General features: G+C 36.4%; 26 protein-coding genes. 21 read left to right on the top strand and 5 right to left on the bottom strand.

The window, feature by feature from the left end; genetic code table 11:
- Positions 1–6 precede the first annotated feature (6 nt).
- The gene (gene nrdD / locus IGL36_RS10830) at positions 7–2,190 is read right to left on the bottom strand and encodes an anaerobic ribonucleoside-triphosphate reductase (RefSeq protein ID WP_002385686.1); all 2,184 of its coding nucleotides are present in this window, start codon (positions 2,188–2,190) and stop codon (positions 7–9) included.
- A 405-nt stretch (positions 2,191–2,595) separates the two neighbouring features.
- Between nrdD and IGL36_RS10825 the strand changes: the two genes are divergently transcribed.
- The 14 genes from IGL36_RS10825 (at position 2,596) to IGL36_RS10760 (ending at position 17,999) form a co-directional block, all read left to right on the top strand.
- Entirely contained in the window at positions 2,596–3,363 is a 768-nt protein-coding gene (locus IGL36_RS10825; RefSeq protein WP_002356382.1) for an ABC transporter ATP-binding protein, read from the top strand.
- Complete coding sequence (locus IGL36_RS10820; protein ID WP_002384061.1) at positions 3,353–5,449, top strand: ABC transporter permease; 2,097 nt, start codon at positions 3,353–3,355, stop codon at positions 5,447–5,449. The genes IGL36_RS10825 and IGL36_RS10820 overlap by 11 nt, the downstream gene beginning before the upstream one ends.
- Positions 5,450–5,652: 203 nt before the next feature.
- Positions 5,653–5,802: a teichoic acid D-Ala incorporation-associated protein DltX gene (locus tag IGL36_RS10815; RefSeq protein ID WP_002356384.1), complete on the top strand. Its 150-nt coding sequence runs from the start codon at positions 5,653–5,655 to the stop codon at positions 5,800–5,802.
- A 14-nt stretch (positions 5,803–5,816) separates the two neighbouring features.
- Positions 5,817–7,337, top strand: coding sequence for a D-alanine--poly(phosphoribitol) ligase subunit DltA (gene dltA, locus IGL36_RS10810; protein ID WP_002365063.1), 1,521 nt, complete (start codon positions 5,817–5,819; stop codon positions 7,335–7,337).
- Positions 7,334–8,539 (top strand): D-alanyl-lipoteichoic acid biosynthesis protein DltB, encoded by a 1,206-nt coding sequence (gene dltB / locus IGL36_RS10805; RefSeq protein ID WP_002382500.1) that lies wholly within the window; start codon positions 7,334–7,336, stop codon positions 8,537–8,539. Before dltA ends, dltB begins: the two co-directional genes overlap by 4 nt.
- Before the next feature lie 32 nt (positions 8,540–8,571).
- On the top strand, positions 8,572–8,808 hold the full coding sequence (gene dltC, locus IGL36_RS10800) for a D-alanine--poly(phosphoribitol) ligase subunit DltC (RefSeq protein WP_002356389.1): 237 nt from the start codon (positions 8,572–8,574) through the stop codon (positions 8,806–8,808).
- Positions 8,808–10,082 (top strand): D-alanyl-lipoteichoic acid biosynthesis protein DltD, encoded by a 1,275-nt coding sequence (gene dltD / locus IGL36_RS10795; protein WP_002356390.1) that lies wholly within the window; start codon positions 8,808–8,810, stop codon positions 10,080–10,082. Before dltC ends, dltD begins: the two co-directional genes overlap by 1 nt.
- 212 nt (positions 10,083–10,294) lie before the next feature.
- Positions 10,295–11,377 carry a M42 family metallopeptidase gene (locus tag IGL36_RS10790; protein WP_002367214.1) on the top strand — a complete coding sequence of 361 codons (1,083 nt, stop codon included), beginning with the start codon at positions 10,295–10,297 and terminating at the stop codon, positions 11,375–11,377.
- Positions 11,378–11,397: 20 nt separating this feature from the next.
- The gene (locus IGL36_RS10785) at positions 11,398–12,189 is read left to right on the top strand and encodes a DUF975 family protein (RefSeq protein WP_002365061.1); all 792 of its coding nucleotides are present in this window, start codon (positions 11,398–11,400) and stop codon (positions 12,187–12,189) included.
- Between the two features lie 145 nt (positions 12,190–12,334).
- Complete coding sequence (locus IGL36_RS10780; protein ID WP_002356393.1) at positions 12,335–13,075, top strand: MBL fold metallo-hydrolase; 741 nt, start codon at positions 12,335–12,337, stop codon at positions 13,073–13,075.
- Between the two features lie 32 nt (positions 13,076–13,107).
- On the top strand, positions 13,108–14,112 hold the full coding sequence (locus tag IGL36_RS10775; protein ID WP_002368809.1) for a lipoate--protein ligase: 1,005 nt from the start codon (positions 13,108–13,110) through the stop codon (positions 14,110–14,112).
- 614 nt (positions 14,113–14,726) lie between these two features.
- A complete protein-coding gene (locus tag IGL36_RS10770; RefSeq protein WP_002381418.1) occupies positions 14,727–15,416 on the top strand; it encodes an O-methyltransferase in 690 nt (229 codons plus the stop codon).
- A gap of 240 nt (positions 15,417–15,656) precedes the next feature.
- Positions 15,657–16,220, top strand: a complete 564-nt coding sequence (gene ahpC / locus IGL36_RS10765; RefSeq protein ID WP_002356396.1) for an alkyl hydroperoxide reductase subunit C — start codon at positions 15,657–15,659, stop codon at positions 16,218–16,220.
- A gap of 96 nt (positions 16,221–16,316) precedes the next feature.
- Positions 16,317–17,999 (top strand): FAD-dependent oxidoreductase, encoded by a 1,683-nt coding sequence (locus IGL36_RS10760; protein WP_010717159.1) that lies wholly within the window; start codon positions 16,317–16,319, stop codon positions 17,997–17,999.
- A 99-nt stretch (positions 18,000–18,098) separates the two neighbouring features.
- On the opposite strand, the gene IGL36_RS10755 is transcribed toward IGL36_RS10760, so the two are convergent.
- The 3 genes from IGL36_RS10755 to IGL36_RS10745 form a co-directional block, all read right to left on the bottom strand.
- The gene (locus tag IGL36_RS10755; protein WP_010717158.1) at positions 18,099–18,689 is read right to left on the bottom strand and encodes a hypothetical protein; all 591 of its coding nucleotides are present in this window, start codon (positions 18,687–18,689) and stop codon (positions 18,099–18,101) included.
- A 120-nt stretch (positions 18,690–18,809) separates the two neighbouring features.
- A complete protein-coding gene (locus tag IGL36_RS10750) occupies positions 18,810–19,343 on the bottom strand; it encodes a 3'-5' exonuclease (protein WP_010713133.1) in 534 nt (177 codons plus the stop codon).
- A gap of 33 nt (positions 19,344–19,376) precedes the next feature.
- Positions 19,377–20,132, bottom strand: a complete 756-nt coding sequence (locus IGL36_RS10745) for an exodeoxyribonuclease III (RefSeq protein WP_002367205.1) — start codon at positions 20,130–20,132, stop codon at positions 19,377–19,379.
- 206 nt (positions 20,133–20,338) lie between these two features.
- Between IGL36_RS10745 and IGL36_RS10740 the strand changes: the two genes are divergently transcribed.
- From IGL36_RS10740 to IGL36_RS10730, 3 genes are all read left to right on the top strand, one after another.
- On the top strand, positions 20,339–21,253 hold the full coding sequence (locus IGL36_RS10740) for a Gfo/Idh/MocA family protein (RefSeq protein WP_002397883.1): 915 nt from the start codon (positions 20,339–20,341) through the stop codon (positions 21,251–21,253).
- Positions 21,254–21,339: 86 nt separating this feature from the next.
- The gene (gene murB / locus IGL36_RS10735) at positions 21,340–22,227 is read left to right on the top strand and encodes a UDP-N-acetylmuramate dehydrogenase (protein WP_002387193.1); all 888 of its coding nucleotides are present in this window, start codon (positions 21,340–21,342) and stop codon (positions 22,225–22,227) included.
- Between the two features lie 63 nt (positions 22,228–22,290).
- Positions 22,291–23,889: a glycosyltransferase family 39 protein gene (locus IGL36_RS10730; protein ID WP_002365058.1), complete on the top strand. Its 1,599-nt coding sequence runs from the start codon at positions 22,291–22,293 to the stop codon at positions 23,887–23,889.
- A gap of 147 nt (positions 23,890–24,036) precedes the next feature.
- Here the strand turns inward: IGL36_RS10730 and cbpA are convergent, their stop codons facing one another.
- Positions 24,037–24,675: a cyclic di-AMP binding protein CbpA gene (gene cbpA / locus IGL36_RS10725; RefSeq protein WP_002365057.1), complete on the bottom strand. Its 639-nt coding sequence runs from the start codon at positions 24,673–24,675 to the stop codon at positions 24,037–24,039.
- Between the two features lie 285 nt (positions 24,676–24,960).
- Between cbpA and rpmG the strand changes: the two genes are divergently transcribed.
- The 4 genes from rpmG to IGL36_RS10705 all read left to right on the top strand — a co-directional run bounded on the left by rpmG (position 24,961) and on the right by IGL36_RS10705 (position 26,972).
- Entirely contained in the window at positions 24,961–25,113 is a 153-nt protein-coding gene (gene rpmG, locus IGL36_RS10720) for a 50S ribosomal protein L33 (RefSeq protein WP_002356408.1), read from the top strand.
- A 20-nt stretch (positions 25,114–25,133) separates the two neighbouring features.
- Complete coding sequence (gene secE / locus IGL36_RS10715; protein WP_002356409.1) at positions 25,134–25,304, top strand: preprotein translocase subunit SecE; 171 nt, start codon at positions 25,134–25,136, stop codon at positions 25,302–25,304.
- Between the two features lie 124 nt (positions 25,305–25,428).
- Positions 25,429–25,974 (top strand): transcription termination/antitermination protein NusG, encoded by a 546-nt coding sequence (gene nusG, locus IGL36_RS10710; protein ID WP_002384070.1) that lies wholly within the window; start codon positions 25,429–25,431, stop codon positions 25,972–25,974.
- Positions 25,975–26,084: 110 nt separating this feature from the next.
- The gene (locus IGL36_RS10705) at positions 26,085–26,972 is read left to right on the top strand and encodes an alpha/beta fold hydrolase (protein WP_002372310.1); all 888 of its coding nucleotides are present in this window, start codon (positions 26,085–26,087) and stop codon (positions 26,970–26,972) included.
- Positions 26,973–26,982 lie beyond the last annotated feature (10 nt).

Below are 26,982 nucleotides of genomic sequence, written 5' to 3'. Positions count from 1 at the left end.
TCGAGTTTAATTTTTTAAATGTTTCACACGAGAGGAAATTTCTTTGTGACGACCGTGTACCATTGGGCGAGCTTGCGGGTTACCTAAATAACCACAAGTCCGTTTAACAACATCACAAGTCTTAGGATCATGATTGCCACATTCTGGACATTCAAAGCCACGTTCAGTTGGATGGAAGTCCCCTTCAAAACCACAGGCATAACAATGATCAATTGGCGTATTGGTTCCTAAATAGCCAACTTTGTCATAAGCGTAATCCCAGACGGCTTCAAGTGCTTTGGGATTTTGCTGTAACATGGGGTATTCACAGTAGTGGATAAAACCACCAGAACAGTATTTTGGATAATCCTTTTCAAAATCAAGTTTTTCAAAAGGCGTTGGATTTTTGCGTACATCATAATGGAAACTATTTGTGTAATATTCTTTATCTGTAATATTTTCGACGATGCCAAATTTTTCAGTATCTAAACGGCAAAAACGGTCAGTCAAGCTTTCGCTCGGTGTAGAGTAGACACTAAAATGATAGCCGTATTCATTGCCCCAGTTGTCGGCATTTTTTTTCAGTTCTTTTAAAATATCCAGTGTAAAGTTTTTGGCCTCTTGATTGTCCTCCCAAGCACCGCCGTAAAAGGCAGAAGCCACTTCATACAAGCCAATATAGCCAAGTGAAACCGTGGCACGTTTGTTTTTAAACAGTTCATCTACGGCATCCTGTGTAGCTAAACGTTTTCCAAATGCACCATACATGTATAAAATCGGTGCATTCGCTGGTTTAGCTTCTTTAACACGTTCAACCCGATAAACCAAAGCATCTTTAACGATCGCTAAACGTTCATTTAAAATTTGCCAGAACTTTTCTTGGCTTCCTTGCGCTTCTAAAGCGATTCTTGGTAAGTTCAAGGTCACAACGCCTAAATTCATTCGGCCAACATTTACTTCTTCACCTTGTTCGTCTTTCCAGCCTTGTAAAAAGGAACGACAGCCCATTGGTACCTTAAAACTACCTGTTAGTTCAACGATTTTATCATAGTTTAAAACATCAGGATACATGCGTTTCGTTGCGCATTCCAGTGCCAGTTGTTTAATATCGTAATTTGGATCAGTAGGTTGCGCATTGACGCCGCGTTTAATTGTGAAAATTAGTTTTGGGAAAATAGCTGTTCGTTTTTCAATCCCTAAACCATTAATTCGGATTTGTAAAATCGCCCGTTGAATTTCTCGTTCAAACCAGTTGGTACCTAAACCAAATCCCAGAGAAGTAAAAGGGGTTTGTCCATTGGAAGTAAATAAGGTATTAATTTCATACTCAAGACTTTGCATGGCATCAAAAATATCTTTTTTCGTTTTCTTCCGAGCGAATGCTTTTTGGCGTTCTTCTCCTTCAATCCATTCTTGCGCATCTGCTAAATGTTTTTCATAATTACGTTCCGCAAAAGGCGCTAATAATTCATCAATCCGATCGGCAGAGCAACCACCATATTGACTGGAAGCTACATTGGCAATAATTTGAGAAATTTGTGCAGTGGCCGTTTGAATTGATTTTGGTGATTCGACATCAGCGTTCCCAATTTTAAAGCCATTGTTTAGCATGCCTTTAAAATCAATTAAACAGCAGTTTGTCATGGGCGTATATGGATGATAATCTAAATCGTGGTAATGAATGTCGCCTTTTTGATGGGCATTAGCCACGTGTGAAGGCAACATCTTTAAACCAATTGATTTTCCAACAATCCCAGCGGTTAGATCACGTTGCGTATTAAAAACGTCACTGTCTTTGTTGGCATTTTCGTTCACGACAGTCTGATCTTTATTAATTAATTTGCCGATAGATACATTAATATCAGTCGCTTTACTACGCTCAAAATCACGTTGGGTTCTGTAATGAATGTATTCTTCGGCTAAGGCATATTCGTTGTTGGATAGCAGAGTATGTTCCACAATATTTTGAATTTCATAAATTTTTACGTTATTGGTAAAACGTTCGGCAATTTCTCGATTGACATCGGCAACAATCGATTGGACTTTTTGATGTGTCAAAGGAGTGACTTGGTCATGTATTTTTTGTTCAGCTTTGATCAAAGCGTCGTATATTTTTTGATCATCGAAAGTCACTAAACGACCATCTCGTTTGACGACTTTAATTGTTGAGAGATTAACATCCTCGGCTTTTTCATCAGTAATCTTCATCATTTTATCCAGCTCCTTATATCTCGTTAGTAACTATCCTAATACAAAGGTCGGCTAAATTCAATCGATATATTGCGTATTTTTAGTAAAATATCACTAGACAAACACTATATATTGTGCTTGTGCTGTTTTGAAAAAATATGAAAACAAATGAAGAAAAGGATTGAGCAAATTTTTTTGTGTGAAAAAAATTCTTTGTCCAAATTAAAAAACAGCAAAGAGTTTTTTGCCAAATTGCTAAAAGCAACACTAAAAAATAACAATTATTAAATAATAATTGTTTGCGGATTTATTCACGAAATGCCAATTATTCTTTGACTACCGAACGATATTGTAAGATAAAACGATGTTCATTCAGATTTTTTCTTGGTAAAATAAGAGTAATAACAAAACGTTGGAGCGAGAAAAATGAAAAAAATTGTAGAAGTAAACCATGTCAGCAAGACATATGGTCGTTTAAATAATAAAACAGAAGTATTAGATAATATTTCGTTTACCGTTGATGAAGGCGAATTTGTGGGGATTATGGGTCCCAGCGGTGCTGGGAAATCGACACTGTTGAATGTCTTATCCTCGATTATTTTGCCAACCGCAGGAATCGTGCGCATCGCCGGACAAGATATTTTAAAAATGCGAGATAATCAATTAAGTGATTTTCGAAGAAACGAAATGGGGTTTATTTTTCAATCGTTTAACCTAATTGATACGTTAAATGTGAAGGACAATATTCTGTTGCCTTTAGCTGTAGAAAAAGTTTCATTAGAAGAAATGGATAAACGTTTGTTACATGTGACTTCGATTTTGGGGATTCAGGAGCTTTTATCTGCTTATCCACCAGAGATATCTGTGGGACAAAAACAACGGGTAGCAGCTGCTCGTGCTTTGATTACGAACCCTAAAATTATTTTTGCAGATGAACCAACTGGCTCGCTGGATTCAAAATCAGCAACAGAATTGTTGAAATATTTAGCTGAAATTAATCTACATGATGATGCCACAATTTTGATGGTGACACATGACCCGTACACGGCCAGTTTTTGCAATCGCATCTTATTCATTAAAGACGGTGCGATTTTCTCAGAAGTTGTTCGTCAAGGATCACGTAAGGAATTTTTTAATCGTGTGATAGATATGCAAGCAACGATTGGTGGAGGCGGGCGCGCAAATGATTTTTAAACTATCATTAAAAAATTTAAAAGCTCATGTACCTAACTATCTGGTTTATTACATTAGTATGACTTTTGCAGCGGTCGTTTATTATTGTTTCCGTGCGATTGCTTACAACCAGCCTCTTGTCGCAGGTGCAGGCCGTGATATCGAAATTAAGCGATCTTTAGGACTTGGTAGTACCTTAGTCACCATTATTATTTTGGGCTTTATGTTGGCAGCAAATCGTTTTTTTATAGGAAAACGTAGCCAAGAAATTGGCTTGTATCGATTAATTGGCTTGAGAAAGAGCCAAGTTTCACTAATTTTTTTAGTGGAAAATTTAGTTTTAGGCTTTGTTTCACTAATTAATGGGATTATTTTAGGAGTGATTTTCACCAAGTTGTTTTCAATGATTTTAGCCAAAGTTATGTTTTTAGAAGTGCCCAGTTTCTTCTATATTTCTTGGCGTTCCGTTATTGAAACCGGTGTAGCTTTTGCATTTATGATTTTGATTGTCTGCTTAAGAAGTATTTGGATGATTTATCGTTATCCATTGTCGCAGCTTATGCACCAAGAAAAAATTGGTCAAATTAATTATAGTCGTTTAACGAAACGGCGGCAGTTTCTAGGTATTTTAGGACCTATTTGTTTACTGGCTGGTTATTTTATTGCGTTTGATTTTCGGAATTTAGCGACAGGTATTGTGTATAAACAATTAAATGATTCATTGGATATCTCGATTCCAATGATTATTACATTGACGCCTTTTATCATTTTGGGTCTATGTGTGGTGGGAACTTATTTATTTTTCCGTTATACCATGTATTTTATCATTCGCTTATTTAATCATAGAAAAAAATGGTATTACCAAGATTTACGCATGATTACTTTAGGCAATGCCAAACGCTACTTATTTAAAAGTAGCAAAACACTCACTGGTTTGACCTTGTTAATTGCGACAGCCTTGAGTGGGATTGGCGTGATGGTTTTTGTGTATACGATTAGTATGCACACGGTCAACAGTGATGGCCCCGTGGACTTTTTAGTTTCACAGGAAAGCTATCCTAAATTGAAGAAAGTTCTCGATGAAGCGAAGGACACCAAAATAAAAAATGAAGTGACACTTTCTTATAAAATTACTGGAATTGAACGCAGTTTGCGAATTGGTCAAGCGCAAGAGGAACAAGAAACGATTGAAGCAGTTAATGTTTTATCTTTCTCCAATTACCGCAACTATCAAAAAATTAATCCTTATTTAAACGATTTACATTTAAAAAATGACCAAAGTGTTATCTATATGGATAGCTTTACCAATATTTTAAGTGGTATGTCTCGTTATGAATCGAAACTGCAATTTGTTGAAGGAGAGAAGGCACAACTGCAACAAGTGCTGCCTAACTATCTAGGCAATTTTTTATTGCAATATTCCTTACCAACGATTGTCGTTTCCGATGCCCTTTATCAGAAAGTGACAAAAAATTCCATTCAGTATCAGATTAACGCCGTAAATGTTGACACGAAAAGCCGTGAAAAACTTTATGAAGCCGTAAATAAACAGATTGCCACAGAATGGCAAGCGCCAATTTTGTATAAGTATGAAAAAAATAACCAGCAGTTGAGTGGTTTTGCCAAACAAATGCCTAACGAAGAGGTAAAGAATACGCAAGATGATGTCACAGAAACTTGGCGGCTAAATATGAATGATCGCTACGCCTCTTTACGCTATGAACGAAAAATTAACGGCTTGACTTTATATGTCTCCATGTTTGTGGCAATTTTAGCGTTGTTTATTACGGGCAGTATTTTGATGTTACGACAACTCTTTTCAGCTGTAAGTGAGCGTCAAGATTACGTGACTTTAAAACGGATGGGTGTTTCTAGTAAAGCGATAACTAAGCAAATTTATCGACAGAATAGTTTGATTTTCTTTCCGCCGATGGTCATTGGGATTTTGCATACCACCTTTGCCATTTATTTGTTAAGCCAATTTATTAAGAGTCCAGGATATTTGTTAGTATATCTTTCTTGTGGAATCTTAATAATTGTTTATCTAATTTTTTATATTTTAACGTCTGCCATTTATGCGCGGATGATTCGACACATCCATTTTTAAAAAACTGTAAAAGCCGTTGTGAAGCGGTTTTTACAGTTTCTTTATGCGAAAAAATTATGAGAGTTCCGTTTATGAAAATCATGAAAATTTAAGAAGTGACGAAATTGTTAGTTTTTTTATTAAATTGTAAGAAATTTCAATGGACTTTGCTGAAATATAGCATAAAATAATGGATAGCGATTAACCTTAGGAGGTGAATGATAATGAAAACAACTTTTCAGAAAATTCTCAATAACGAAAGTCTTAAATTCATCGGTAAAACGTTATTTTATTCTTTCATTGTCATTGCATTAATTTATCTTTATCATTACAAGAATATCAATGGAGGAACCTTCATTTATAACGAGTTTTAAGGAGGCGGCTATACATGGAAAAAGTAATTAATATGATTCAAACGATTGATGAATGGGCACGTAAAGAACCCCAACGGCCTGTTTATTTAACCGAAGAAAAAGTCTCTACGTATGGAGAGTTAAAAGAAAAGTCAGACAATCTAGCCGCTTATTTAGCTGAGCTGAAAACGGACAAGTCAGCGATTGTCGTATATGGAGAATTAGATTTTGAAATGATTGTGAGTTTTTTAGGCGCATCGAAAGCTGGTTTTAGCTATATCCCCATTGATGCACATACACCAAAAGAACGCATTGAACTAATTCTAAACGTAGCCAAACCAACCGCAGTGATTGCTGTGCATGAATGGCCTGAGTTAGCCACTGAAGTGCCAGTAATTACGGCGGAAGAATTAACAGAAATGATGATACATGCACCCCGGCATGCGCCTGCGTTAATACCTGTCACAGGAGCAAGTAATTACTATATCATTTTCACTTCAGGGACAACTGGCGTACCAAAGGGTGTGCAAATCAGCCATGATAATTTAGTTAGCTTTACGAATTGGTTGTTGCAAGATTTTGGTTTAGAAGAAGGGGCCCGCTTTTTAGCACAGGCACCTTATTCGTTTGATTTATCGGTGATGTCTATTTATCCCGCATTGGCGTTAGGCGGCTCATTAACTCCGTTACCCAATGAAATCATTAACGATTTTAAACAATTATTTACGCGTTTGCCACAATTAACAATCGACGTCTGGGTTTCAACACCGTCCTTTATTGAATTGTGTCTAATGGAACCAAGCTTCGATGGTGAACATCTACCAGCACTGCGCACGTTTTTATTCTGTGGAGAAGAATTACCAAAACCAACGGCTGAGAAATTAGCCGCTCGTTTCCCAACTGCGCATATTTATAATACGTATGGGCCGACAGAAGCGACTGTAGCGATTAGTGCCATTGAAATCACTCAAGAAGTTTTAAAAAGTGTTCAACGTTTACCAATCGGGTATGTGAAAGAGGATACGCAAATTTATATTATGGAAGGCATGTCAAAATTACCTGCAGGTGAAATTGGTGAAATCGTCATTGCTGGACCAAGTGTTTCCAAAGGCTATCTAAATAATCCTGCGAAAACAGCTGAAGCTTTTTTCCAATTAGATGGCGTACCAGCTTATCGCACAGGCGATGCTGGAAAGTTAGTCGATAACCTATTGCAGTATGAGGGACGCTTAGATTTTCAAATTAAATTGCATGGCTACCGCATTGAGTTAGAAGAAGTGGATCATCACTTAACGAATGTTTCCTACGTGAAACAAGCAGTCGTTGTGCCGAAATATCAAGGAAATAAAGTCCAACAATTAATTGCCTATGTCGTTCCGCAAGCACATGAATTTTCAAGTGATTTTCAATTAACTAAGGCAATTAAACAAGAATTAGCCACGTTGACAATGGACTATATGATTCCGCAAAAATTTGTATATGTTGAACAATTACCTTTGACAAGTAATGGTAAAATTGATCGGAAAGGGTTGATGAATGAGGTGAATGCCACATGATGAATTTTCCTCATATGATTCCCTATAATGCACCGTATTACTTTGTTCTGCTAATTGCGGCCTTGTTGCCGATGATTTTAACTTTAGCCATTAAAGGGACACGTTGGCCTTGGTACCAAACACTCGTGACACTGGTCTTTCTATATATCAGTTTTGGTGGCGAATTTTGGCAACAAGGAGTCGCTCTGATTGTATATGTTATTTATCAAACGTTACTAACGTGGGGCTATGCGGCTTATCGAAAAAATAAAAATGCAGGTTGGGTCTTTTATCTGGCTGTCTTTTTAGCTATATTACCGCTTGTTTGGGTGAAAGTTTCTCCCTTCATGACAGGCAAAACAACCTTACTTGGCTTTTTAGGGATTTCTTATTTAACCTTTAAAGCGGTCCAAGTGGTCATGGATTTACGGGATGGCGTAATGAAAGAATATCATCCGTTTCGTTACATTCAGTTTCTCTTGTTTTTCCCGACTATTTCTTCAGGACCCATCGATCGTTATCGGCGCTTTGAAAAAGATTTGAAAAACCCGCCGAGTGCGGAGAAATATTTAGACTTTTTAGAAAAAGGAATTTTTTATTTATTTCTAGGATTTTTATATAAGTTTATTATCAGTCATTATCTTGGTGGTGTCTTTTTACCACATGTGGAAAAAATGGCCTTGGCACAAGGTGGTTTATCCTGGTGGACAGTCGGCTATATGTATAATTACAGTTTGTATCTATTCTTTGATTTCGCAGGCTATAGTTTACTGGCCGTTGGCACAAGTTATTTAATGGGCTATGATACACCAATGAACTTTAACAAACCGTTTCTAAGTTGGAATATTAAAGAATTCTGGAATCGTTGGCACATGACCTTATCTTTTTGGTTCCGTGATTACATTTACATGCGCTTAATGTTTTTCTTAATGAAAAAGAAAGTCTTTAAAAGTCGGATCGTGACTTCTAATATTGGTTACTTTGCGTTGTTCTTAATCATGGGCATTTGGCATGGATTAACGTGGTTCTACATCGCTTATGGGCTCTACCATGCAACACTAATTTGTGTAACAGATGCTTGGCTACGTTTTAAGAAAAAACATAAAGACAAGATACCATCAAACAAATTTACACATGCATTTGCAGTCTTTTTAACTTTCCAAGCGGTTTGTGTCAGCTTCCTGATTTTCTCAGGATTTTTAGACAAACTATGGTTTAAATAAATAAAAATAAAAATATAAAGGGGCAATTTATAATGAACATTCAAGAAACAGTATTAAACATTTTAGAAGATATTACAGGAACAGACGAAGTTGTGAACAATCAAGACATTCAATTATTTGAAGAAGGATTATTGGACTCTTTAGCGACGGTTCAATTATTAGTAGAAATTGAAGGACAATTAGGAATCCAAGTTCCTGTATCAGACTTTGACCGTGAAGTATGGGGAACACCAAAACAAATCATTCAACAAGTGGAAGCTTTACAATAATGTCTAGAAAAAAACGACTAATCAGAATCTTAGGTCCAGTGCTTTGTTCAGCGGTCTTGGTTGCAGTGTTCTTTTTTGCACCGTTCAGAATCAATTTAACTTCCGAAAAAACGTTGAAGGAAGCATCAACGTCAATGGCACCGAACGTTTTAAAAGGCAATGTGATTAAAAACAAAGCAGTGGCTTCTGGTAAATATGTTCCTTTTTTTGGCTCTTCTGAATTAAGTCGATTTAGTGCTTTCCACCCTAGTGTGCTCTCTGAAAAGTATCAACGGAACTACCGACCGTTTTTACTAGGAGAAGCGGGCACACAGTCATTAACCCAAGCGATGGTCATTCATTCGATGGGCGATGCGATTGCCAATAAGAAAGCGGTCTTTATTTTATCTCCGCAATGGTTTGTCAAAAAGGGTGTACCTAATGATAGTTTTGGTGCACACTATTCACAATTACAAACCTATCAATGGTTAGCTAATTTAACCGAATTAACCAGCGGTGACCAATATCTAGCACAACGTTTGACCAAATTTCCAGTTGTTCAAAAAGACAAAGTCTTAATGGAAACCTTGGCAAATCTGCAGGCAGGGCAACTTCCCCAACGCTCTCAACGAGATTATTTTATAATGAATCTCCGTTTCTTGAATCGTGAAGATGAATTGTTTAGCCAAATTGGCATGGTTAGCAGAGAACCAATTGTTGAAAAAGATATGAAACAATTACCTGCTACTTATAATTTTAATGAATTAGATCAGCTAGCTGGAAAAATTGCGGCAAAAGCCATTAATAATAATAAATTTGAAATTAGTAACGGTTTTTATCGCCAACGGATTAAACCAGTTTTACCGAAATTAGCTCATTCACAAAAGAAATGGGATTATCGTTTTTCTCCAGAATATGGTGATTTCCAAGCTGCGTTAGAACAGTTAGCAGAAAAAAATGTCGATGTTTTATTTGTAATCCCACCTGTTAACAAACGTTGGTCGGACTATACGGGCTTGTCACAAGATATGTTGCAACAAGTAGCACGCAAGCTGAAATATCAACTTCAAGAGCAAGGCTTTACTAACATTGCTGACTTCTCAACATGTAGTAATGAACGCTACTTTATGGCGGACACGATTCATTTAGGTTGGCGTGGTTGGCTCGCTGTTGATCGTCAAGTAGATGAATTTATGAAACAACCTGCGTCTAAAAAGTTAGCGTATCAAATTGATGATCGTTTTTATCAGACAGATTGGCAACAACAAAATCCATTGGTCTTACCTCAATTTTAAGAAGGCAAGATGGATCAAGTACCAATTATCTGAAGCGGACTAGAAGCGCTTCGTAACAATGAAAATAGCCTGTACCTGCCGTTGAATAACGAGCGTGCAGGCTGTTTTTTCGTTTATTTTTAGTGGAGAACGTTGCTCAATTTATTTTTTGTAAGTATTTTTTTAGTTCGTGGTATAATGGATAAAATTGGTTTTTGAGGGGAGTTATTTTTATGGATGCAAAAGAAGAAAAAATGTTAATTGATTTAACAAGTGCTAAAGGGATTGCTGGGAATGAAGACGAAGTACGTTCGTTATTTAAAAAGTATGCAGCACCGTATGCGGATAAATTTTTATATGATGGCCTTGGCAGTATTATTGCAAAAAATGTTGGTGATAAAGAAGGACCAAAAGTCTACATTTCTGGGCATATGGATGAAGTCGGTTTCATGGTTACCCAAATCACAGAAAAAGGCTTTTTAAAATTTCAAACTGTTGGTGGTTGGTGGGGGCAAGTGATGTTGGCCCAACAAGTTCAGATTAAAACCACGACTGGTAAGGTTTACCATGGTGTCATTGGGTCTAAACCACCGCATGTGTTAACAGCGGAAGTTCGTAACAAACCCTATGAGATTGCAGATATGTTTATTGATATTGGTGCAAGTAGCGATCAACAAGTTGCAGAATGGGGGATTCATCCAGGGGATATGGTGACACCATATATTGACTATCGTCGCATGAATGATACAAAATTTTTATTGGCAAAAGCGTGGGATAACCGAATTGGTACGGCCGTTTCATTAAAAGTTTTAGAAAATTTAGCGACAGAAGGGCACCCCAATATTTTATTTGCAGGCAGTGATGTGCAAGAAGAAGTGGGGCTACGCGGTGCGCAAACAAGTACGCATCTTGTGAATCCAGACATAGCGTTTGCTTTAGACACAGGAACAGCTGGTGACACACCAGGAATGACACCTAAAGAAGCCGACTCTGTTTTAGGTGAAGGGCCACAAATTTTGATTTATGATGCATCAATGATTCCGCATAAAAAATTACGTGATTTTGTTATTCAAGTGGCGGAAGAAAATAACATTCCCTTCCAATATACAGTGATTACAGGGGGAGGTACGGATGCTGGCCGCATGCATTTAACGCGCAACGGGATTCCATCATTAGCCATCACGGTGCCTGTTAGATATCTGCATTCACATACCTCAGTTATTCATGAAGATGATTATTTCAACACAGTCAAATTAGTCACAGAAGTGGTGAAACGTCTAGATAAAGAAACAGTCGCTAAATTGACTAGTTATTAGTTTCAGAAAGGATGGAATGAATGAAAAGTTTAGTAACAAATTCGCAACATCGTGCCAATGCTCGCAGAGCTCTTGATGGGCAATGGGGGATCATGGCTTGGTTAACTTTCTTAGGAGTGGTTTTACAGAGCTTCTTAACATCGATTGTGCAAAATTTATTTTCTGGTGAAAATCAAGTTTTTCAAAGTAGTTTTGCCGCAGTATTACTGCAAATTTTTGTTTTATTCGCGTTAAGTTATGCGCTATATTACGCAGCCTTGAAGGTGTTGCGTGGTGAAAAGGTGCGGGTCAATATTTTAATGAGTGTTTTTCAAGGAAAATATTATGGTCCGCTATTTGTGGTCAACCTACTTCAAAAAGTACTTGAACGTGTAATTGGTTTGTTATTTTTGTTACCAATTTTATTTGGGGCAGGGACAACCTTGTATTTCAAATTGATGTTTAATACAGTTACACCAGAGGAAATCCAAGCCTTTTTCTTAAATGATTTTTCCTTTTTCCTAGCGTTTGGTGTTGCCACTATCTTGATCTTTTTAATTGGTTTATTTGTGAGTGGCGTTTTTCAATTTGCTGTGTGGCTACGTTTTGATAATCCAGAACTGCCAATTATGATGGCGTTGAAACAGGCGTTATATTTAATGAAAAATCGTTTTTGGCAATATTTATGTTTACAATTTTCTTTTATTGGTTGGTATATTGTGGGCTTTTTAGCTATTGGTATCGGTCTATTATGGGTGATTCCTTATAACTATGTAGCGTTAGCTAGTTTTTATCAAACTGCCTTAGAAGAAAAAGGTTTAGCCGAAGAATAAAAAAGAAGCTTGAATCCTTCGTTATCTCGACAAAGGGTTCAGGTTTTTTCTTTGGTCTTTTTGTGAAAATTTAAGCGTTTTAACCTCGTTTTTCCGTTATTTTATGGTAACATGGAAGTATCGTATTGAAGGAGGTTGTCCACACATGAAATTGACTGTCTTAGGCTGTTTAGGTGCTTATCCATACAAAGGAGAAGGAACGAGTTCCTATTTGTTAGAATCTGAAGGCTTTCATTTGCTTATTGATGCAGGCAGTACGACATTAGTGCGTTTAGAAAACTATCTAGATCCATTGAAATTAGATGCTGTCATTCTGTCGCATTACCATCATGACCATATCGCAGATTTAGGTGTTTTACAATATTATCGTCAGCTTTATCCAACGCTGGAACCGACGCCTATTTTGCCAATATATGGCCATACACAAGATCAAATGCATTTCAAAGAACTAACGCTTCCTAACGTTTCCGAAGGGAAAGAGTATTTTGAAGCAGAAGAGTTGGCAGTAGGACCATTTTTAATTACTTTCATGGAAACGATTCATCCTGTCACTTGTTACGCGATGCGGATTGTTGAAAAAGCGACTGGCAAAGTCTTTGTCTTTACAGGAGACTCTGGTTACTTAGCAAGTTTTGAAGACTTTGCAAAAGACGCTGATTTATTCTTAGCGGATACGTACTTATTTGAAGGTAATGAACGACATCATGCACACTTTACGTCAAGAGAAGCGGGTGAAATTGCCAAAGCAGCACAAGTCAAACAATTGATGTTGACCCATTTACCACAACATGGGTCATTGGAACAACTACGGGAAGAAGCGCAAAACTATGCTGGAACGGAAATTCCAGTGACATTAGCCCAACCAGATTTAACAGTTGAGATTTAAAAAAGTAACTATACCAAGGGAGAGAACCGATTGTGATTTTTGTACCGAATGAAAATAATGACCCACGAGTGAACTTAGCAATTGAAACATATTTGTTAACAGAAATGCCTTTAGATGAGCCCATTCTTTTATTTTACATTAACGAGCCGTCAATCATTATTGGCCGTAACCAAAATACAATTGAAGAAATTAACAAAGAATATGTAGATGAGCACGGCATTCATGTTGTTCGTCGCTTAAGTGGCGGCGGCGCCGTTTATCATGATCATGGTAATTTGAATTTTAGTTTTATTATGCCAGATGACGGCAACTCTTTCCGTGATTTCGCAAAAGTTACCCAACCAATTATCCAAGCATTGCAGGACTTAGGCGTTGAAGGTGCCGAATTAAAAGGGCGCAATGACCTAGTGATTAATGATATGAAGTTTTCAGGAAATGCGATGTACGCTACCAACGGCCGCATGTTTGCGCATGGAACCTTAATGTTTGATAGTGATATTGATGAAGTTGTAAATACATTGAAAGTACGGAAAGATAAAATCGAATCTAAAGGTATCAAGTCTGTTCGTTCACGGGTAACAAACATTAAACCATTTTTATCTGAAGATAAACAAGAGATGACAACGGAAGAATTCCGCCAAGAAATTCTTTTGAAAATTTTCGGCGTAGATTCGATCGACCAAGTTAAAACGTATGAATTAACTGATCAAGACTGGGCGGCTATTAACAAAATTTCAGAGCAATACTATCGCAATTGGGATTGGAATTATGGTAAATCACCTGCATTTAACTTAGAACGTCGCCATCGTTTTCCAATTGGTTCAATTGAAATGAAAATGAATGTGGCGGATGGTGCCATTCAAGAAATTAAAATCTTTGGGGACTTCTTTGGGCTTGGTGAAATTAAAGATGTTGAAGATATTTTAACCGGCGTGAAATATGATAAAGCTTCTTTAGAAGAAGCCATTGATCAAATTGACGTTAAAAAATACTTTGGCAATATCGAAAAAGAAGATTTGCTTGGGTTAATTTATTAAAAAAAAAAGACAGCCGTTTCAAACGGTTGTCTTTTTTCTAGCTAAAAATAATTTTTAGCTTTTAGAAAGGTAGTGCTATGTGCAAAATCGTCGAAACGATTTTTATCAGGGAGCTATCAAATAGCTCGCCTGCATATGTACTTGAACCAAGTCAAGTCCGGGAATTTGGTTATGTGCTTCACTATAAATCACTATCTGTAAAGAGTATACAAGATTTCCTTTCTTTTGTGATATCAAATTTTTACAGACAAAGTAGTAAAATTTGACGTTTCTTATTTTAGCAAGGTTACAGGCTTGTTTTGGGGCTTGAAATAGCAAGAATTAATAGTGATTTAAGGGAAAATATTAACATATGTAGAAATATTTTTATAAGAAATAACGAGAAAAAATCAATAGGTATGTTCTTGAGGGCTACTTTTTGACGTTTTCTGAATAAAACTTAATAAAAAATAGCAGAAACAAAGAAAAAATGTGCTTACAAGAAGTAATCCGCACTTAGCTAGGAAGTTAAGAATGTGCATGTTATTTTCAAACAAATACTAAGAATCCTATTTCAATCCTTTACAGAGGAACAAGGACTTCGTATAATAAAGGGACGAAAAGGAGCGAAAGTGATGAGAAACGAAATGATGCATCGACCAGTCGTTAAACCAGAATTGGTTGAGTATATGCGTACAAAACAAAAGAAACTTCCCGGAGAATTAGGTGCCGTGGAGGCAGAAGCCAATGAAGCAGGGGTACCGATTATTCCACACGAAACAGTAGTTTTTCTACAATTTTTGCTAGGACAACTAAAGCCCAAAAATATTTTAGAAATCGGGGCAGCAATTGGTTTTTCTTCAAGCTTGATGGCCCAATTTGTCGGTGAAGATGGTCACGTGACCACGATTGATCGTTTTGACGTAATGATAAAAAAAGCGAAGAAAACCTACCAACGCCTAGACTTAGAAGAAAAGGTCACTCTTTTAGAAGGACAAGCAGCTGAGATTCTGCCAACGTTGGAAGGACCTTATGACTTTATTTTTATGGATAGTGCCAAATCAAAATACATTGAATTTTTACCTGAATGTTTACGGTTGCTACCAGTTGGCGGCGTTTTGATGGTGGATGATGTATTTCAAGCTGGGACAATTTTAGACCCTGCTGAGGAAGTACCGAAAAAAAATCGAGCGATTCATCGTAAATTAAACCAATTTTTAGATGTAGTCATGGCGCACCCTGATTTAACTTCTACTTTAGTTCCTCTTGGTGATGGAGTTATTTTAATTACCAAAGAGAAAGAAACGATTATTTTAGATAGTTAAAGAATGTCTTCACAAAAAGAAAGCGAATCATTAAAAAGCAAGTTCTTTTAATGATTCGCTTTCTTTTTTATGTTATTTAAAAAGTTATCTCGCTATTTCTAATTGAGAATGATAATCATAAAATTCTCAATATGACAGTATTATGTGTTAATAAAACCTCTTTTGTTTATAATTATTCTATTGACGGAATAATTATAAACTGTTATCCTTAAAGAGTAAAAAAACAGAGGAGGAACGACAATGAATTTAATTAATCAAAAACTTTTTGACTTTGAATGTGATGCCTATCACGATGGTGAATTTACACGAGTATCAACAGAAGATATTTTAGGAAAATGGAGTATTTTCTTCTTTTATCCAGCTGATTTTTCTTTCGTGTGTCCTACGGAATTAGGGGATATGCAAGAGCATTATGCGCATTTACAGGAATTAAATTGTGAGGTTTACTCTGTTTCAGAAGATAGTCATTATGTGCATAAAGCATGGGCTGACGCTACAGAAACGATTGGAAAAATTAAATATCCAATGTTAGCCGATCCCAACGGTCAACTTGCTCGTTTCTTTGGCGTTTTAGATGAAGCTTCTGGAATGGCTTACCGTGCTTCATTTATTGTGAGTCCAGAAGGTGAGATCAAATCTTATGAAATCAACGACATGGGTATTGGTCGTAATGCTGAAGAACTTGTTCGTAAATTAGAAGCTTCTCAATTTGTAGCAGAACATGGTGATAAAGTTTGTCCAGCCAATTGGCAACCAGGAGAAGAAACGATTGCGCCAAGCTTAGATTTAGTTGGTAAAATTTAAATTCGCTTTGTAAATAGAGGTCAAAGAGTTGGATAAAACAGAGAAAATGTTTTGTTCAGCTCTTTTTCTGAAACACAGAAGAAAGAGGAGAAGCAAGTGACAGAAGAAATCTACGATTTGATTATTATTGGTGGCGGCTCAGCTGCTTTATCTGCAGGTATCTATGCAGGTCGCGCAATGATGGATACCTTAATTATTGAAAAAGACAAAATTGGTGGACAAGTAACGACGACTTCTGAAATTGTGAACTATCCAGCGATTCGTCACACAACAGGTCCAGAACTAATGGAAGAAATGCGCATTCAAGCACAAGACTTCGGTGTAGCTTTTACAAAAGACGAGATTATTGATGTTGATTTTAGTCAAACGATAAAAACTGTTCAATCGGCGAGTCAAACCTACCAAGCATATGCAGTATTGATTGCGACAGGGGCCTCTGCTCGTAAAATTGGTTTCCCTGGTGAAAGTGAATTTACAGGACGCGGCGTGGCCTATTGTTCTACTTGTGATGGGGAGTTTTTCCAAGGCCTAGATATTTTTGTGATTGGTGGCGGTTATGCAGCAGCGGAAGAGGCCGTTTATTTGACACGTTACGGTAAATCAGTAACGATGATTATCCGAGAACCTGATTTTACATGTGCAAAATTAACTGCGGAGGCGGCTAAAAATCACCCGAAAATTAAGATTGTTTATAACACAGAAGTGAAAGAAATTACGGGAGATGATTTTGTCCGAAAAGCTGTGTTTGTCAATAACCAGACGGGAGAAGAAACGGTTTATGAAGCACCAAAAGACAGTACATTTGGCCTGTTTGTTTTTGCTGGAAATAAACCAAGTACAGAAATTTTTGAAGGAAAAATTGCCTTAGACCGTGGGTATGTGCCAACAACTGAAAATATGGAAACCAATATTCCCGGAGTTTATGCAGCAGGAGATTTACGAATAAAAGAATTACGTCAAATTGTGACGGCGGTTGCAGACGGTGCAATTGCCGCCACTCATGCGCAACGTTACGTGACAGAACAAAAAACACAGGCGGGCCAACCGATTGTAACGAAGCGAATGACTGAACGATTAGCTAATCAATCTGCCCCTGAAACAAACAGTCAGCAATCAAAAGAAAAACAGCCAGCGAAAGTTACTGGTAAGCATCAGTGGTTCCCAGAAAGTATGCGCCAACAATTAAGCGTTATTTTCGCTAAACTAACCAAAAAAGTGACATTGCTTCAGTTTTTGGATGCAAGTGATGAAAAATCATTGGAACTTCAATCATTCTTAACAGAATTTGCAAGTCTGGATCAGAAGATTACTTTAGAAACGATTTTGAAAGATACTGAGCCAGCCAAAGAATTGCTGTATGGGATTGAAAAAATGCCTAGCGTTGTGCTCTTAGATACGGCAGGAAACTATACAGGAATTAAATTTAGTGGTATTCCTAGTGGCCATGAAGTAAACTCGTTGGTTTTGGCGGTTTATAATGTCGGCAGCGAGGGGCAGCCGTTAGAAGCAAGTCTGCAAAAGAACATACTTGCATTGCCAAAAAGAAAAATAGAAATCTTTGTTTCACTAACATGTCATTTCTGTCCCGATGTCGTGGCGGCTTGCCAACGTATTGCATCAATTAATCCTCATGTGGAAGCAGAAATGGTGGACATTAGTCTATTTCCAGAGTTGAAAAAAGAAAAGAAAATTATGAGCGTTCCAGCAATGCTGATTGATGGCGAACAAATGATTTTTGGTTCAAAAACAATGACCGAAATTATTGAAGCCTTGGCTTAAAAGAGGCGGAAAAAGTAATTAACCTAAAGAACCTAAGTCATTCAAAAAAGTGAGAAATACGTCGAGATGACGTATTTCTCACTTTTTTCGCATAGTTAGTCAAGTATCTCTTTTGATTAGGCGATTGAGTTTCCTAAAAAGAATTAAAAAGACACAACAGCAAATGAACAACAGGCTTCCTGTTAGTGGTAAAAAGACATCTTGCATGTAGCTATTGATATGCATTAAACCAGGTACCTCGCTGAAAAAATCATGGATAAACTGTTGAATGAGCTTATTAGCTAGAAAAGCAGCTAAAGGCAAAACAAAAATCAAATAATAGAGGGGTTGTAAGGCATAGCTAATTAAAATTTGTAATTTTGTCGTACCTAAAAGAGCTAAGATCAGTAAGTCGTTTTTTTGCTCTAAAAAAGTTAGGAAGAAAGCTCGGCAAATATAACTAATCAGGAAGAAAAAGAGTGTTCCAGCGCTGATTCCAGCCAAACCTCTGAAAATTTTCAAGGGAGGAATCACTGCATAATTATCAAGAAGAATCATTTGTGAAAGCCATCGAGAAAACAACAAAGTCAATAATAGAGCAGAAAAAGTCAGAAAACTAATAATAAAGATAAGAATCAACGTACTAAATTGGTTTTTTGAGCGCCACGTATTTTTAAGAGAGTCTGTGAATAAGTAAAGAATCGAATACATCATCGCGTCCTTTCTGAAAAATTTTTGGTCTAGAGGAAAAGTTATGTAAAAGAAAAGACGTTATCTCCTGCCAACTAGCCACTGAAAGAGATAACGCCTTCGCTGGAAACAAGAACTGGATTATTTCACCAATACTAATTTTTTTAAAGGTTCAACCCCAAATCGTTGTTCTTGCTGTAAAAGAATTTCGGCACAAGCGCGGCTATCTTCTAAAGCATCATGATGATTATTTAAAGTGATATTGAGGTTTTCACAAACGGTATTTAATTTATGATTAGGAAATTCAGGAAACAGTTTGCGACTCGTTTTGACTGTACATAAAGAAAGGTAATTAGGTTGTTCTAAGCCATAGTAATCTAAACAGCCAGCCAAAACACTACAATCGAAACTTGCATTGTGAGCGACCACTAACCGATTTGGTTGAAAACAATGCTGAATTTGTTGCCAGACTTCAGGGAATTTGGGCGCATTGGCAACATCTGATTCATGAATGCCGTGAATTTGCGTATTTCGCCAGAAAAAAGGTGTTTCTGGTTTGATTAACGTGTAAAATTCATCCACAATCCGACTATTTTCTACTTTAACAATTGCAATGGAACAGGCACTATGTTTATCATAACTAGCTGTTTCAAAGTCAAAAGCGTAAAAGTTCATTAAAAAAACTCCTTTCAACGCGTTGAGTAACACTTAAAAATCAAGTACAACTTCCACTGGACAATGATCACTACCAAGAATATCTGTATGGATTTTAGCACTGACTAAACGTTCATTCAAGGATTCTGACACAACGAAATAGTCAATCCGCCATCCTGCGTTATTTTTTCGTGCGTTAAAGCGATAACTCCACCATGAGTAGATGCCTTCAGCTTCTGGATAAAAATAACGGAATGTATCAGTGAAGCCACTGTCTAATAACTCAGTAAATTTTTGCCGTTCTTCAGGCGTGAATCCCGCATTTTTTTGATTGGTTTTCCAATTTTTTAAATCAATCTTTTGATGAGCTACGTTTAAATCACCGCAAAGAATGACGGGTTTTTCTTGATTTAATTCGTTTAAATAGGCACGAAAAGCATCTTCCCATGTCATTCGATAAGCTAAACGCTTTAGTTCAGCTTGTGAGTTTGGTGTGTAGCAAGTGACCATGAAAAATTCTGGATATTCTAAAGTGATCACGCGGCCTTCTTGATCGTGAGCCTCGATACCTAAGCCATAGCGAACACTTAACGCTTCTTCTTTAGCGAAAATTGCTGTGCCAGAATAGCCTTTTTTTTCGGCATAATTCCAATACTGATGATAGCCAGGAAGTTCTAAATCAATTTGCCCAGCTTGTAATTTTGTTTCTTGTAAACAGAAAAAATCTGCATCTAATTCATTAAAAACATCCATAAAATTCTTTTTAACAACCGCTCGTAAGCCGTTGACATTCCAAGAAATACATTTCATTGTTGAAACTCCTTTCAAATAAGAAACGCTTTTGCTCGTTTCAGTGCAAACCAGAACCAAAGAAAAGGTCGCTTGGTGCTTTCTTCTATTCTAATACTTTTTAAAGAAGTTTTAAATACTTGAAAAGAAAAAGAGAAAATGACTGATTTTTGGAAAGAAGTAGTCTATGATAAAATAGTAAAAAGAGCAGAAATGAGGACAAACGAATGAAAATTGGAGTCATTGGTTTAGGAAATATTGCACAAAAAGCGTATTTGCCAACTTATAGTGAATGCCGCCACTTGGCAGAGTTTGTATTAGCGACTAGGAACCCAGAAACACGACAAAAAATCGCTGATCAGTATGGCTTTACAGAAACCGTTGAGACCGTAGAAGAATTGATTGAAGCGAAGATTGATGCTTGTTTTGTCCATGTAGCCACAAAAGTGCATGGTGCAGTCGTTCGCCAATTATTACAGGCTGGTATTCACGTCTTTGTGGACAAACCTTTAAGTGAAGAGCTTGCTGAAGTCAAAGAATTACAAGCATTGGCAGTAGCAAAAAATCTGCGCCTGATGGTTGGTTTCAATCGTCGTTTTGCCCCTTATACGGAAGTATTGAAAAATATTCCTGAAAAACAAACAATTTTTATTAAAAAGAACCGCATCAATACAACGAGAGAAACAAGTTTTATGATGTATGATTTATTTTTACATGTCGTTGATACCGCCGTTTATTTAGCGGAAGGACCGCTCCACGTGGTGCAGTCAAAATTAGTGGAAGAAAACGGTCATTTAAAACGAGCAATTTTACAATTAGAAACCGAACAGACAACGATTGTTTGTTCCATGGATTTACACTCTGGAGCCAATACAGAAACTTTTGAAGTCACCAGCCCCACAGGTACTTATCGCTTGGAAAATTTAACGCATTTGACCATCCAAACAGAAGAAGAATACCAAGTAAAAGAGATGGGGGATTGGACGCCAACATTGGAAAAAAGAGGTTTTTACCAAATGGTTACTGCTTTCATTCAGGCCATTCAAAAACCGCAAGAGCAAGAGTTAAAGCAAGAAAAAGTCTATGAAAGTCATGCGTTATGTGAAGAAATGCTACGCCAACAACAACGGCATGTTCTTTAAAGAGGACTAGCAACTTTCTTTCTATCATGCTAGAATAAGACAGATATTTTGAAAAGAAAGGACTAACTTTCGTGAACACTAAAGCTATGTTAGAAACATTAAACGAAATTACTTTATTAGTAGATGAACCATTAAAAAACGTAACCTTTACCAAAACAGGCGGCCCAGCTGATGTGTTGGCCTTACCCAAAACAAAAAAAGAAGTCGAAGAGATTGTGGCGTATTGCCGAGAACAAGGACTTTCATGGTTAGTATTAGGCAATGCTAGCAACTTGATTGTTCGTGATGGCGGTATTCGCGATGTCGTGATTATGCTAACAGAAATGAAAGAAATCAAAGTAGCCGGTACCACCATGATTGTGGATGCTGGTGCCAAGCTGATTGATACAACCTACGAAGCCTTAGCAGCTGATTTAACTGGTTTTGAATTTGCTTGTGGCATTCCGGGAAGTGTCGGTGGTGCTGTTTATATGAATGCTGGAGCATACGGCGGGGAAATTAAAGATGTTTTCCAATCTGCAGAAGTGCTGTTGGCAGATGGAACTATCCAAACAATGACGAAAGAAGACCTGAATTTCCGTTATCGTCATAGTGAAATTCAAGAATTACATTGTATTGTCTTGCAAGCAACGTTTGCTTTAGAAAAAGGAAACCATGCAGAAATTAAAGCCCAAATGGATGAATTAACGGAACTTCGTGAACTGAAGCAACCGCTAGAGTATCCCTCTTGTGGCAGTGTCTTTAAACGCCCTGTTGGTCATTTTACAGGAAAATTAATCCAAGACGCTGGCTTACAAGGCTTAAAATGGGGCGGTGCTCAAATTTCCGAAAAGCATGCGGGATTTATTGTTAACATCGATCATGCAACCGCAACAGATTATGTGGAATTAATTGCACATATCCAAGAAGTGATTAAAGAAAAATTTGATGTTGAATTACAAACGGAAGTTCGAATTATTGGTGAAGAAGTCTAAAGACTCTTTAATTTTTCGAATGAAAATTAAGTATACTTGTATTATGATCATAGGGAGATTATAATGAATTTTATTTATAAAAAATGGCTACCTTCAGCCATAAATGGGCTTTTTTTATTTTTTATTTCGATAACATTAATAGGTGCTTTCCGCTCAGATAACTTAAAAATCAGTACTCTTACAAACCATTTTTTTTTGATACTGTTAATAGCAATACTTGCGATAGTAGTACTTCTTTTTAGTAAACATGCTAAAAAGTGGATTGATAAATATCTGTTTGGTGTAAAAAAAATATTTTTGGAAAATATAGGATTAATTACAGGCATTTATTTTATTTTTGGCTTTTGTTTACAAGTGTTTATCTTAACTAATATTTCCGCTCCTATTGGTTGGGATGTATCAGCTATTTTTAATGGTGTAAGTGCTTTGCCTGAAAATAAAGAAGTTATCAGTAATTACCTATCAATAAATCCTAATAATTCTTTTTTCTTTTTTTTGATGTATGGAATTTCTAAGGTGATGAATCTGTTTAATCATACTTGGGGATCGTCTTGGTTTGTCTGGCAGTTGTGGAATATAATTTTTATGGATATAGGATTTGTTATCTTATTTAAAGCAGCTAAGTATTTGTTTAATAAAAAAGTTGCATATTTAACTTTCTACTTGGCTTCTTTTTCATTGATGTTTTCACCATGGATTTTAGTACCATATACTGATGTAATAATGATTCCTGTTATATCAGCTGTGCTACTTTTATATGCTAAACAAATCGAGATAAAAAATAGTGGCGTATGGAATTTAATATTTATAGGTATTCTTCTAGGTATTTGTTATCTTTTAAAGCCCTCCTCTATTGTATTCTTAATAGCATGGACTATTATTATGGGAATTAAATTACTCACTACCGGAAAGCTTTATAAAAAAAATGTTTTATCATTTTTTGTAGCGATGTTTTTCTTTATAATAACTGTGGGATGTTTTTCAATTTTTCAGAAGCAGCAAACAATCGTTAATTATGATGCTGAGATGCAAAAACCGTGGACGCACTTTGTAATGATGGGTTTGACTGGATCTGGAGGATATAGTGAGAAAGATACAAGAAAAGTGAATAGCCTTCCTACATTAGAAAAGAAAAAGAAATATACAACTGAAACTATAAAGAAACGGTTGGAAGATTATGGGATGGTAGGTTACACTAAATTTCTTCTAGTAAAACATTTTAATAATACTGATCGTGGCGATTTTGGTTGGGGACGAGATGGTACACCACAAAATCCTACAAAACCTTCGAAAAGTGAATTTCAAACGAAGCTTAGAGATACCTACTATCAACAAGGAAAACGTACAAATAATCTTCGGTTTGTCATGCAAATACTGTGGATTGTAGTTTTACTAGGAATGTTGTTATCTTTTTTTGTTAAGGACATTCAAGGAGGTACACTATTAATAATAAAATTAACGATTATAGGAGCATTTCTATATTTGCTTTTATTTGAAGGTGGACGATCTAGATATTTAATTCAGTATTTACCATTCTTCTATCTTTTATCGGCAAATGGTTTGGCACGAATTAATGACATTGTTTCTATAAACGGAATAAAAAAATCATTTACATCAACGGACTATAGAGGCTCTTTGCCAATAAGGACTGATGAGTTGTAAAAAATCAATTTTAGATTCATCAGTTCTCTAAATTATAGAGATATTTTAGTAGAAAATAAAAAACAACGATACAGTTCCCATAAAAGGAACTATATTGTTGTTTTTTACTTATATTACTAATAGTTTTCGTTCGGTAATTCGTAAATTTTACTCGTCTTCTAAATTTTCCAATTCTACAACTTTAAAGTTTTTCCGCTCTAAATGCTCTACAATGGCTGTACACGTTTCGGCAGTTGTGCCGGCAGGTAAAGTAATAAGTGTGCGACGAACAAATTCTTCACTATCGACATCCAATGTAATACAGCTGGCGATGCTGCTATATTTGGCAATGATTTTTGAAATGGCTGCTAAGTCGCCTTGTTGACCAACTGAAGCAATTGTTAAAACGTAGCTCCCTTGTTTTACATTCCAAGATTGCGCTAAAATATTTAATAAGGTGCTGTGTGTTAAAATGCCGTAAAAATAATTATTTTCATCTAAAACAGCAATGTAAGGTAGTTCTTTAATAGTAAAAAATACCTTGAAAAATGAAGTGTTGACATAAATAAATTTTGTGGCATTTTTTAACAAATAGGTAACAGGTAAACTCATATCGCCACCGTTTGCTTTGTGGCGGTAAATATGCATTTTATAAATATTTCCTCGGAAAATTTTTCCAGATTCGTCTAAAATTGGGACACAACGGTAACCTGAGTCTTCTAAAATAGAAAGAGCTTCTTCTAGAGTACAAGATTCATTGACTGTTGTTAAATTATCTTTTTTAATAACTACAGATTTTAATAACATAAACAGGCCTCCTAAGGGTTCATTTTTAATAAATTTATCATATCATAACTTAGCAGAAAACAATAGCTGAGACCTCAGAATAAAAGCAATTTTGTTAAAATAAATAGAAAATAAAGAAAAATCAGATATTTTATAAAAGAAATCAAGCACGTATTCGCGATAATGGTAAAAAATTACGTAAGAATCGGCACGGCGCTTCTTTAAAAAGTAAATTAAACTTTGACAACTTTTTCGAATAATGGTACTGTTAAGAAGTAAATTTGTGAATAGAGGAGGTCGAAGAACATGGCAACAAAGAAAGCAGCTCTTGCTTGTTCCGTTTGTGGCTCTCGCAACTATTCTAAATCCGTTAGTGAAGGTAAACGTGGCGAACGCTTAGAAATCAATAAATTCTGTAAATATTGTAATCAATACACGTTACATAAAGAAACGAAATAGATTTAGAGGAGGGTATCAACATGAAATTTTTCCGCAGCGTTGCTGATGAGATGAAGCAAGTAACTTGGCCAACAAAAAAACAATTGCGTAAAGATACATTAGTTGTAATTGAAACATCTATTTTATTTGCAGCATTGTTCTTTATCATGGATACTGTTATCCAAACGGCATTTGGCTGGATTTTAAAATAATTAATTCTAGTATTTCCCGACGAGGGGTGCTATAATAGTATTCGAGAAAAAGCTTCGGGAAACTGAGCTTTTTTTATTTGCTCGAAAAAAATAAACTAAAACATTTAAAGGAGCCGAATCAGTAATGGAAACTTTTGAAAGAAATTGGTACGTATTGCACACCTATTCAGGCTATGAAAATAAAGTAAAAGCAAACATTGAATCACGTGCACAAAGCATGGGGATGGGCGATTATATTTTTCGTGTCGTTGTACCAGAAGAAACAGAAAAAGAAGTCAAAAATGGTAAAGAAAAAGAAATCGTTCATAAAACTTTCCCTGGTTATGTGTTAGTGGAAATGATTATGACCGATGATTCTTGGTATATTGTTCGTAACACGCCAGGCGTAACTGGTTTTGTAGGCTCACATGGTGCCGGTAGTAAACCCGCTCCTTTATTACAAGAAGAAATTAACCACATTTTACGTTCAATTGGCATGAGCACCCGTCAATCAGACTTAGAAGTAGCGCTAGGCGATACAGTGAAAATTATCGAAGGTGCCTTTTCTGGTCTTGAAGGTGTTGTGACAGAAATCGATGAAGAAAAACAAAAATTAAAAGTAAACATCGATATGTTTGGTCGTGAAACAAGTACAGAATTAGACTTTGAACAAGTCGATAACATTGATTAATAAACAAGCTGACAAACTATTGTTCAGCTGATTGATACAGATTGTAGGGTCTGGAAAAGCAGTCAACTGACTTCTTTTCCAAGCCCTTTTTTAGTTCATCGCAGAAAGGAATGAAAAAAATGAAACATGCCCAAAAATATCGTTATTTTTCTTTGCTAATGGGTCTTGTTCTATTATTAAGTGCTTGCCAAATTGGGGCAACCACGAAGAATGACAATCAAGCCGCCACAAAAGAAGCAACTGTTGAGTTAAACCGCACAACAACACCAACGCTTTTTTTTCATGGTTACGCAGGAACTAAAAATTCGTTTGGCTCGTTACTGCATCGCTTGGAGAAACAAGGTGCCACAACTCAAGAATTAGTGCTACTCGTTAAACCTGATGGGATCGTGGTTAAAGAGCGAGGAGCTTTAAGTGGCAAAGCGACGAATCCCAGTGTTCAAGTTCTATTTGAAGATAATAAAAACAATGAATGGAATCAAACAGAATGGATAAAAAACACATTACTCTATTTACAAAAAAATTATCAAGTGAACAAAGCCAATATTGTCGGGCACTCTATGGGCGGTGTTAGTGGCTTACGTTATTTAGGAACCTATGGGCAAGACGCATCGTTACCTAAAATTGAAAAATTCGTCAGCATTGGAGCACCTTTCAATGATTTTATTGATACGAGTCAACAGCAAACCATCGAAACGGAACTAGAGAACGGCCCCACAGAAAAAAGTAGCCGCTATTTGGATTATCAAGAGATGATTAATGTTGTTCCAGAAAAACTGCCCATTTTATTAATTGGTGGTCAATTAAGTCCAACAGATTTAAGTGATGGAACGGTACCGTTATCTAGTGCCTTAGCAGTCAACGCCTTGCTAAGACAGCGAGGAACTCAAGTCACTAGCCAGATTATTAAAGGAGAAAATGCACAACATAGCCAATTACATGAAAATCCTGAAGTAGATCAATTGCTAATCGAATTTCTATGGCCGAGTAAAAAATAGCAAAAAGGCA

The sequence above is a fragment of the Enterococcus sp. AZ011 genome (genome assembly GCF_050548355.1).
Lineage (GTDB): Bacteria > Bacillota > Bacilli > Lactobacillales > Enterococcaceae > Enterococcus > Enterococcus faecalis.
This window is presented reverse-complemented; position numbering and strand designations above follow the sequence as displayed.

Excerpts from the sequence above, each read along its gene's own strand:
- IGL36_RS10740 (WP_002397883.1), top strand. The coding sequence starts at position 20,339 with ATGAAAATTGGAGTCATTGGTTTAGGAAATATTGCACAAAAAGCGTAT.
- IGL36_RS10755 (WP_010717158.1), bottom strand. The coding sequence starts at position 18,689 with ATGTATTCGATTCTTTACTTATTCACAGACTCTCTTAAAAATACGTGG.
- rpmG (WP_002356408.1), top strand. The coding sequence starts at position 24,961 with ATGGCAACAAAGAAAGCAGCTCTTGCTTGTTCCGTTTGTGGCTCTCGC.
- IGL36_RS10780 (WP_002356393.1), top strand. The coding sequence starts at position 12,335 with ATGAAATTGACTGTCTTAGGCTGTTTAGGTGCTTATCCATACAAAGGA.
- IGL36_RS10785 (WP_002365061.1), top strand. The coding sequence starts at position 11,398 with ATGAAAAGTTTAGTAACAAATTCGCAACATCGTGCCAATGCTCGCAGA.
- dltA (WP_002365063.1), top strand. The coding sequence starts at position 5,817 with ATGGAAAAAGTAATTAATATGATTCAAACGATTGATGAATGGGCACGT.
- IGL36_RS10705 (WP_002372310.1), top strand. The coding sequence starts at position 26,085 with ATGAAAAAAATGAAACATGCCCAAAAATATCGTTATTTTTCTTTGCTA.
- nrdD (WP_002385686.1), bottom strand. The coding sequence starts at position 2,190 with ATGATGAAGATTACTGATGAAAAAGCCGAGGATGTTAATCTCTCAACA.
- IGL36_RS10730 (WP_002365058.1), top strand. The coding sequence starts at position 22,291 with ATGAATTTTATTTATAAAAAATGGCTACCTTCAGCCATAAATGGGCTT.
- IGL36_RS10825 (WP_002356382.1), top strand. The coding sequence starts at position 2,596 with ATGAAAAAAATTGTAGAAGTAAACCATGTCAGCAAGACATATGGTCGT.
- IGL36_RS10820 (WP_002384061.1), top strand. The coding sequence starts at position 3,353 with ATGATTTTTAAACTATCATTAAAAAATTTAAAAGCTCATGTACCTAAC.
- ahpC (WP_002356396.1), top strand. The coding sequence starts at position 15,657 with ATGAATTTAATTAATCAAAAACTTTTTGACTTTGAATGTGATGCCTAT.
- dltB (WP_002382500.1), top strand. The coding sequence starts at position 7,334 with ATGATGAATTTTCCTCATATGATTCCCTATAATGCACCGTATTACTTT.
- IGL36_RS10745 (WP_002367205.1), bottom strand. The coding sequence starts at position 20,132 with ATGAAATGTATTTCTTGGAATGTCAACGGCTTACGAGCGGTTGTTAAA.
- IGL36_RS10790 (WP_002367214.1), top strand. The coding sequence starts at position 10,295 with ATGGATGCAAAAGAAGAAAAAATGTTAATTGATTTAACAAGTGCTAAA.
- IGL36_RS10815 (WP_002356384.1), top strand. The coding sequence starts at position 5,653 with ATGAAAACAACTTTTCAGAAAATTCTCAATAACGAAAGTCTTAAATTC.
- IGL36_RS10750 (WP_010713133.1), bottom strand. The coding sequence starts at position 19,343 with ATGAACTTTTACGCTTTTGACTTTGAAACAGCTAGTTATGATAAACAT.
- IGL36_RS10770 (WP_002381418.1), top strand. The coding sequence starts at position 14,727 with ATGAGAAACGAAATGATGCATCGACCAGTCGTTAAACCAGAATTGGTT.
- cbpA (WP_002365057.1), bottom strand. The coding sequence starts at position 24,675 with ATGTTATTAAAATCTGTAGTTATTAAAAAAGATAATTTAACAACAGTC.
- dltD (WP_002356390.1), top strand. The coding sequence starts at position 8,808 with ATGTCTAGAAAAAAACGACTAATCAGAATCTTAGGTCCAGTGCTTTGT.
- nusG (WP_002384070.1), top strand. The coding sequence starts at position 25,429 with ATGGAAACTTTTGAAAGAAATTGGTACGTATTGCACACCTATTCAGGC.
- secE (WP_002356409.1), top strand. The coding sequence starts at position 25,134 with ATGAAATTTTTCCGCAGCGTTGCTGATGAGATGAAGCAAGTAACTTGG.
- dltC (WP_002356389.1), top strand. The coding sequence starts at position 8,572 with ATGAACATTCAAGAAACAGTATTAAACATTTTAGAAGATATTACAGGA.
- murB (WP_002387193.1), top strand. The coding sequence starts at position 21,340 with ATGTTAGAAACATTAAACGAAATTACTTTATTAGTAGATGAACCATTA.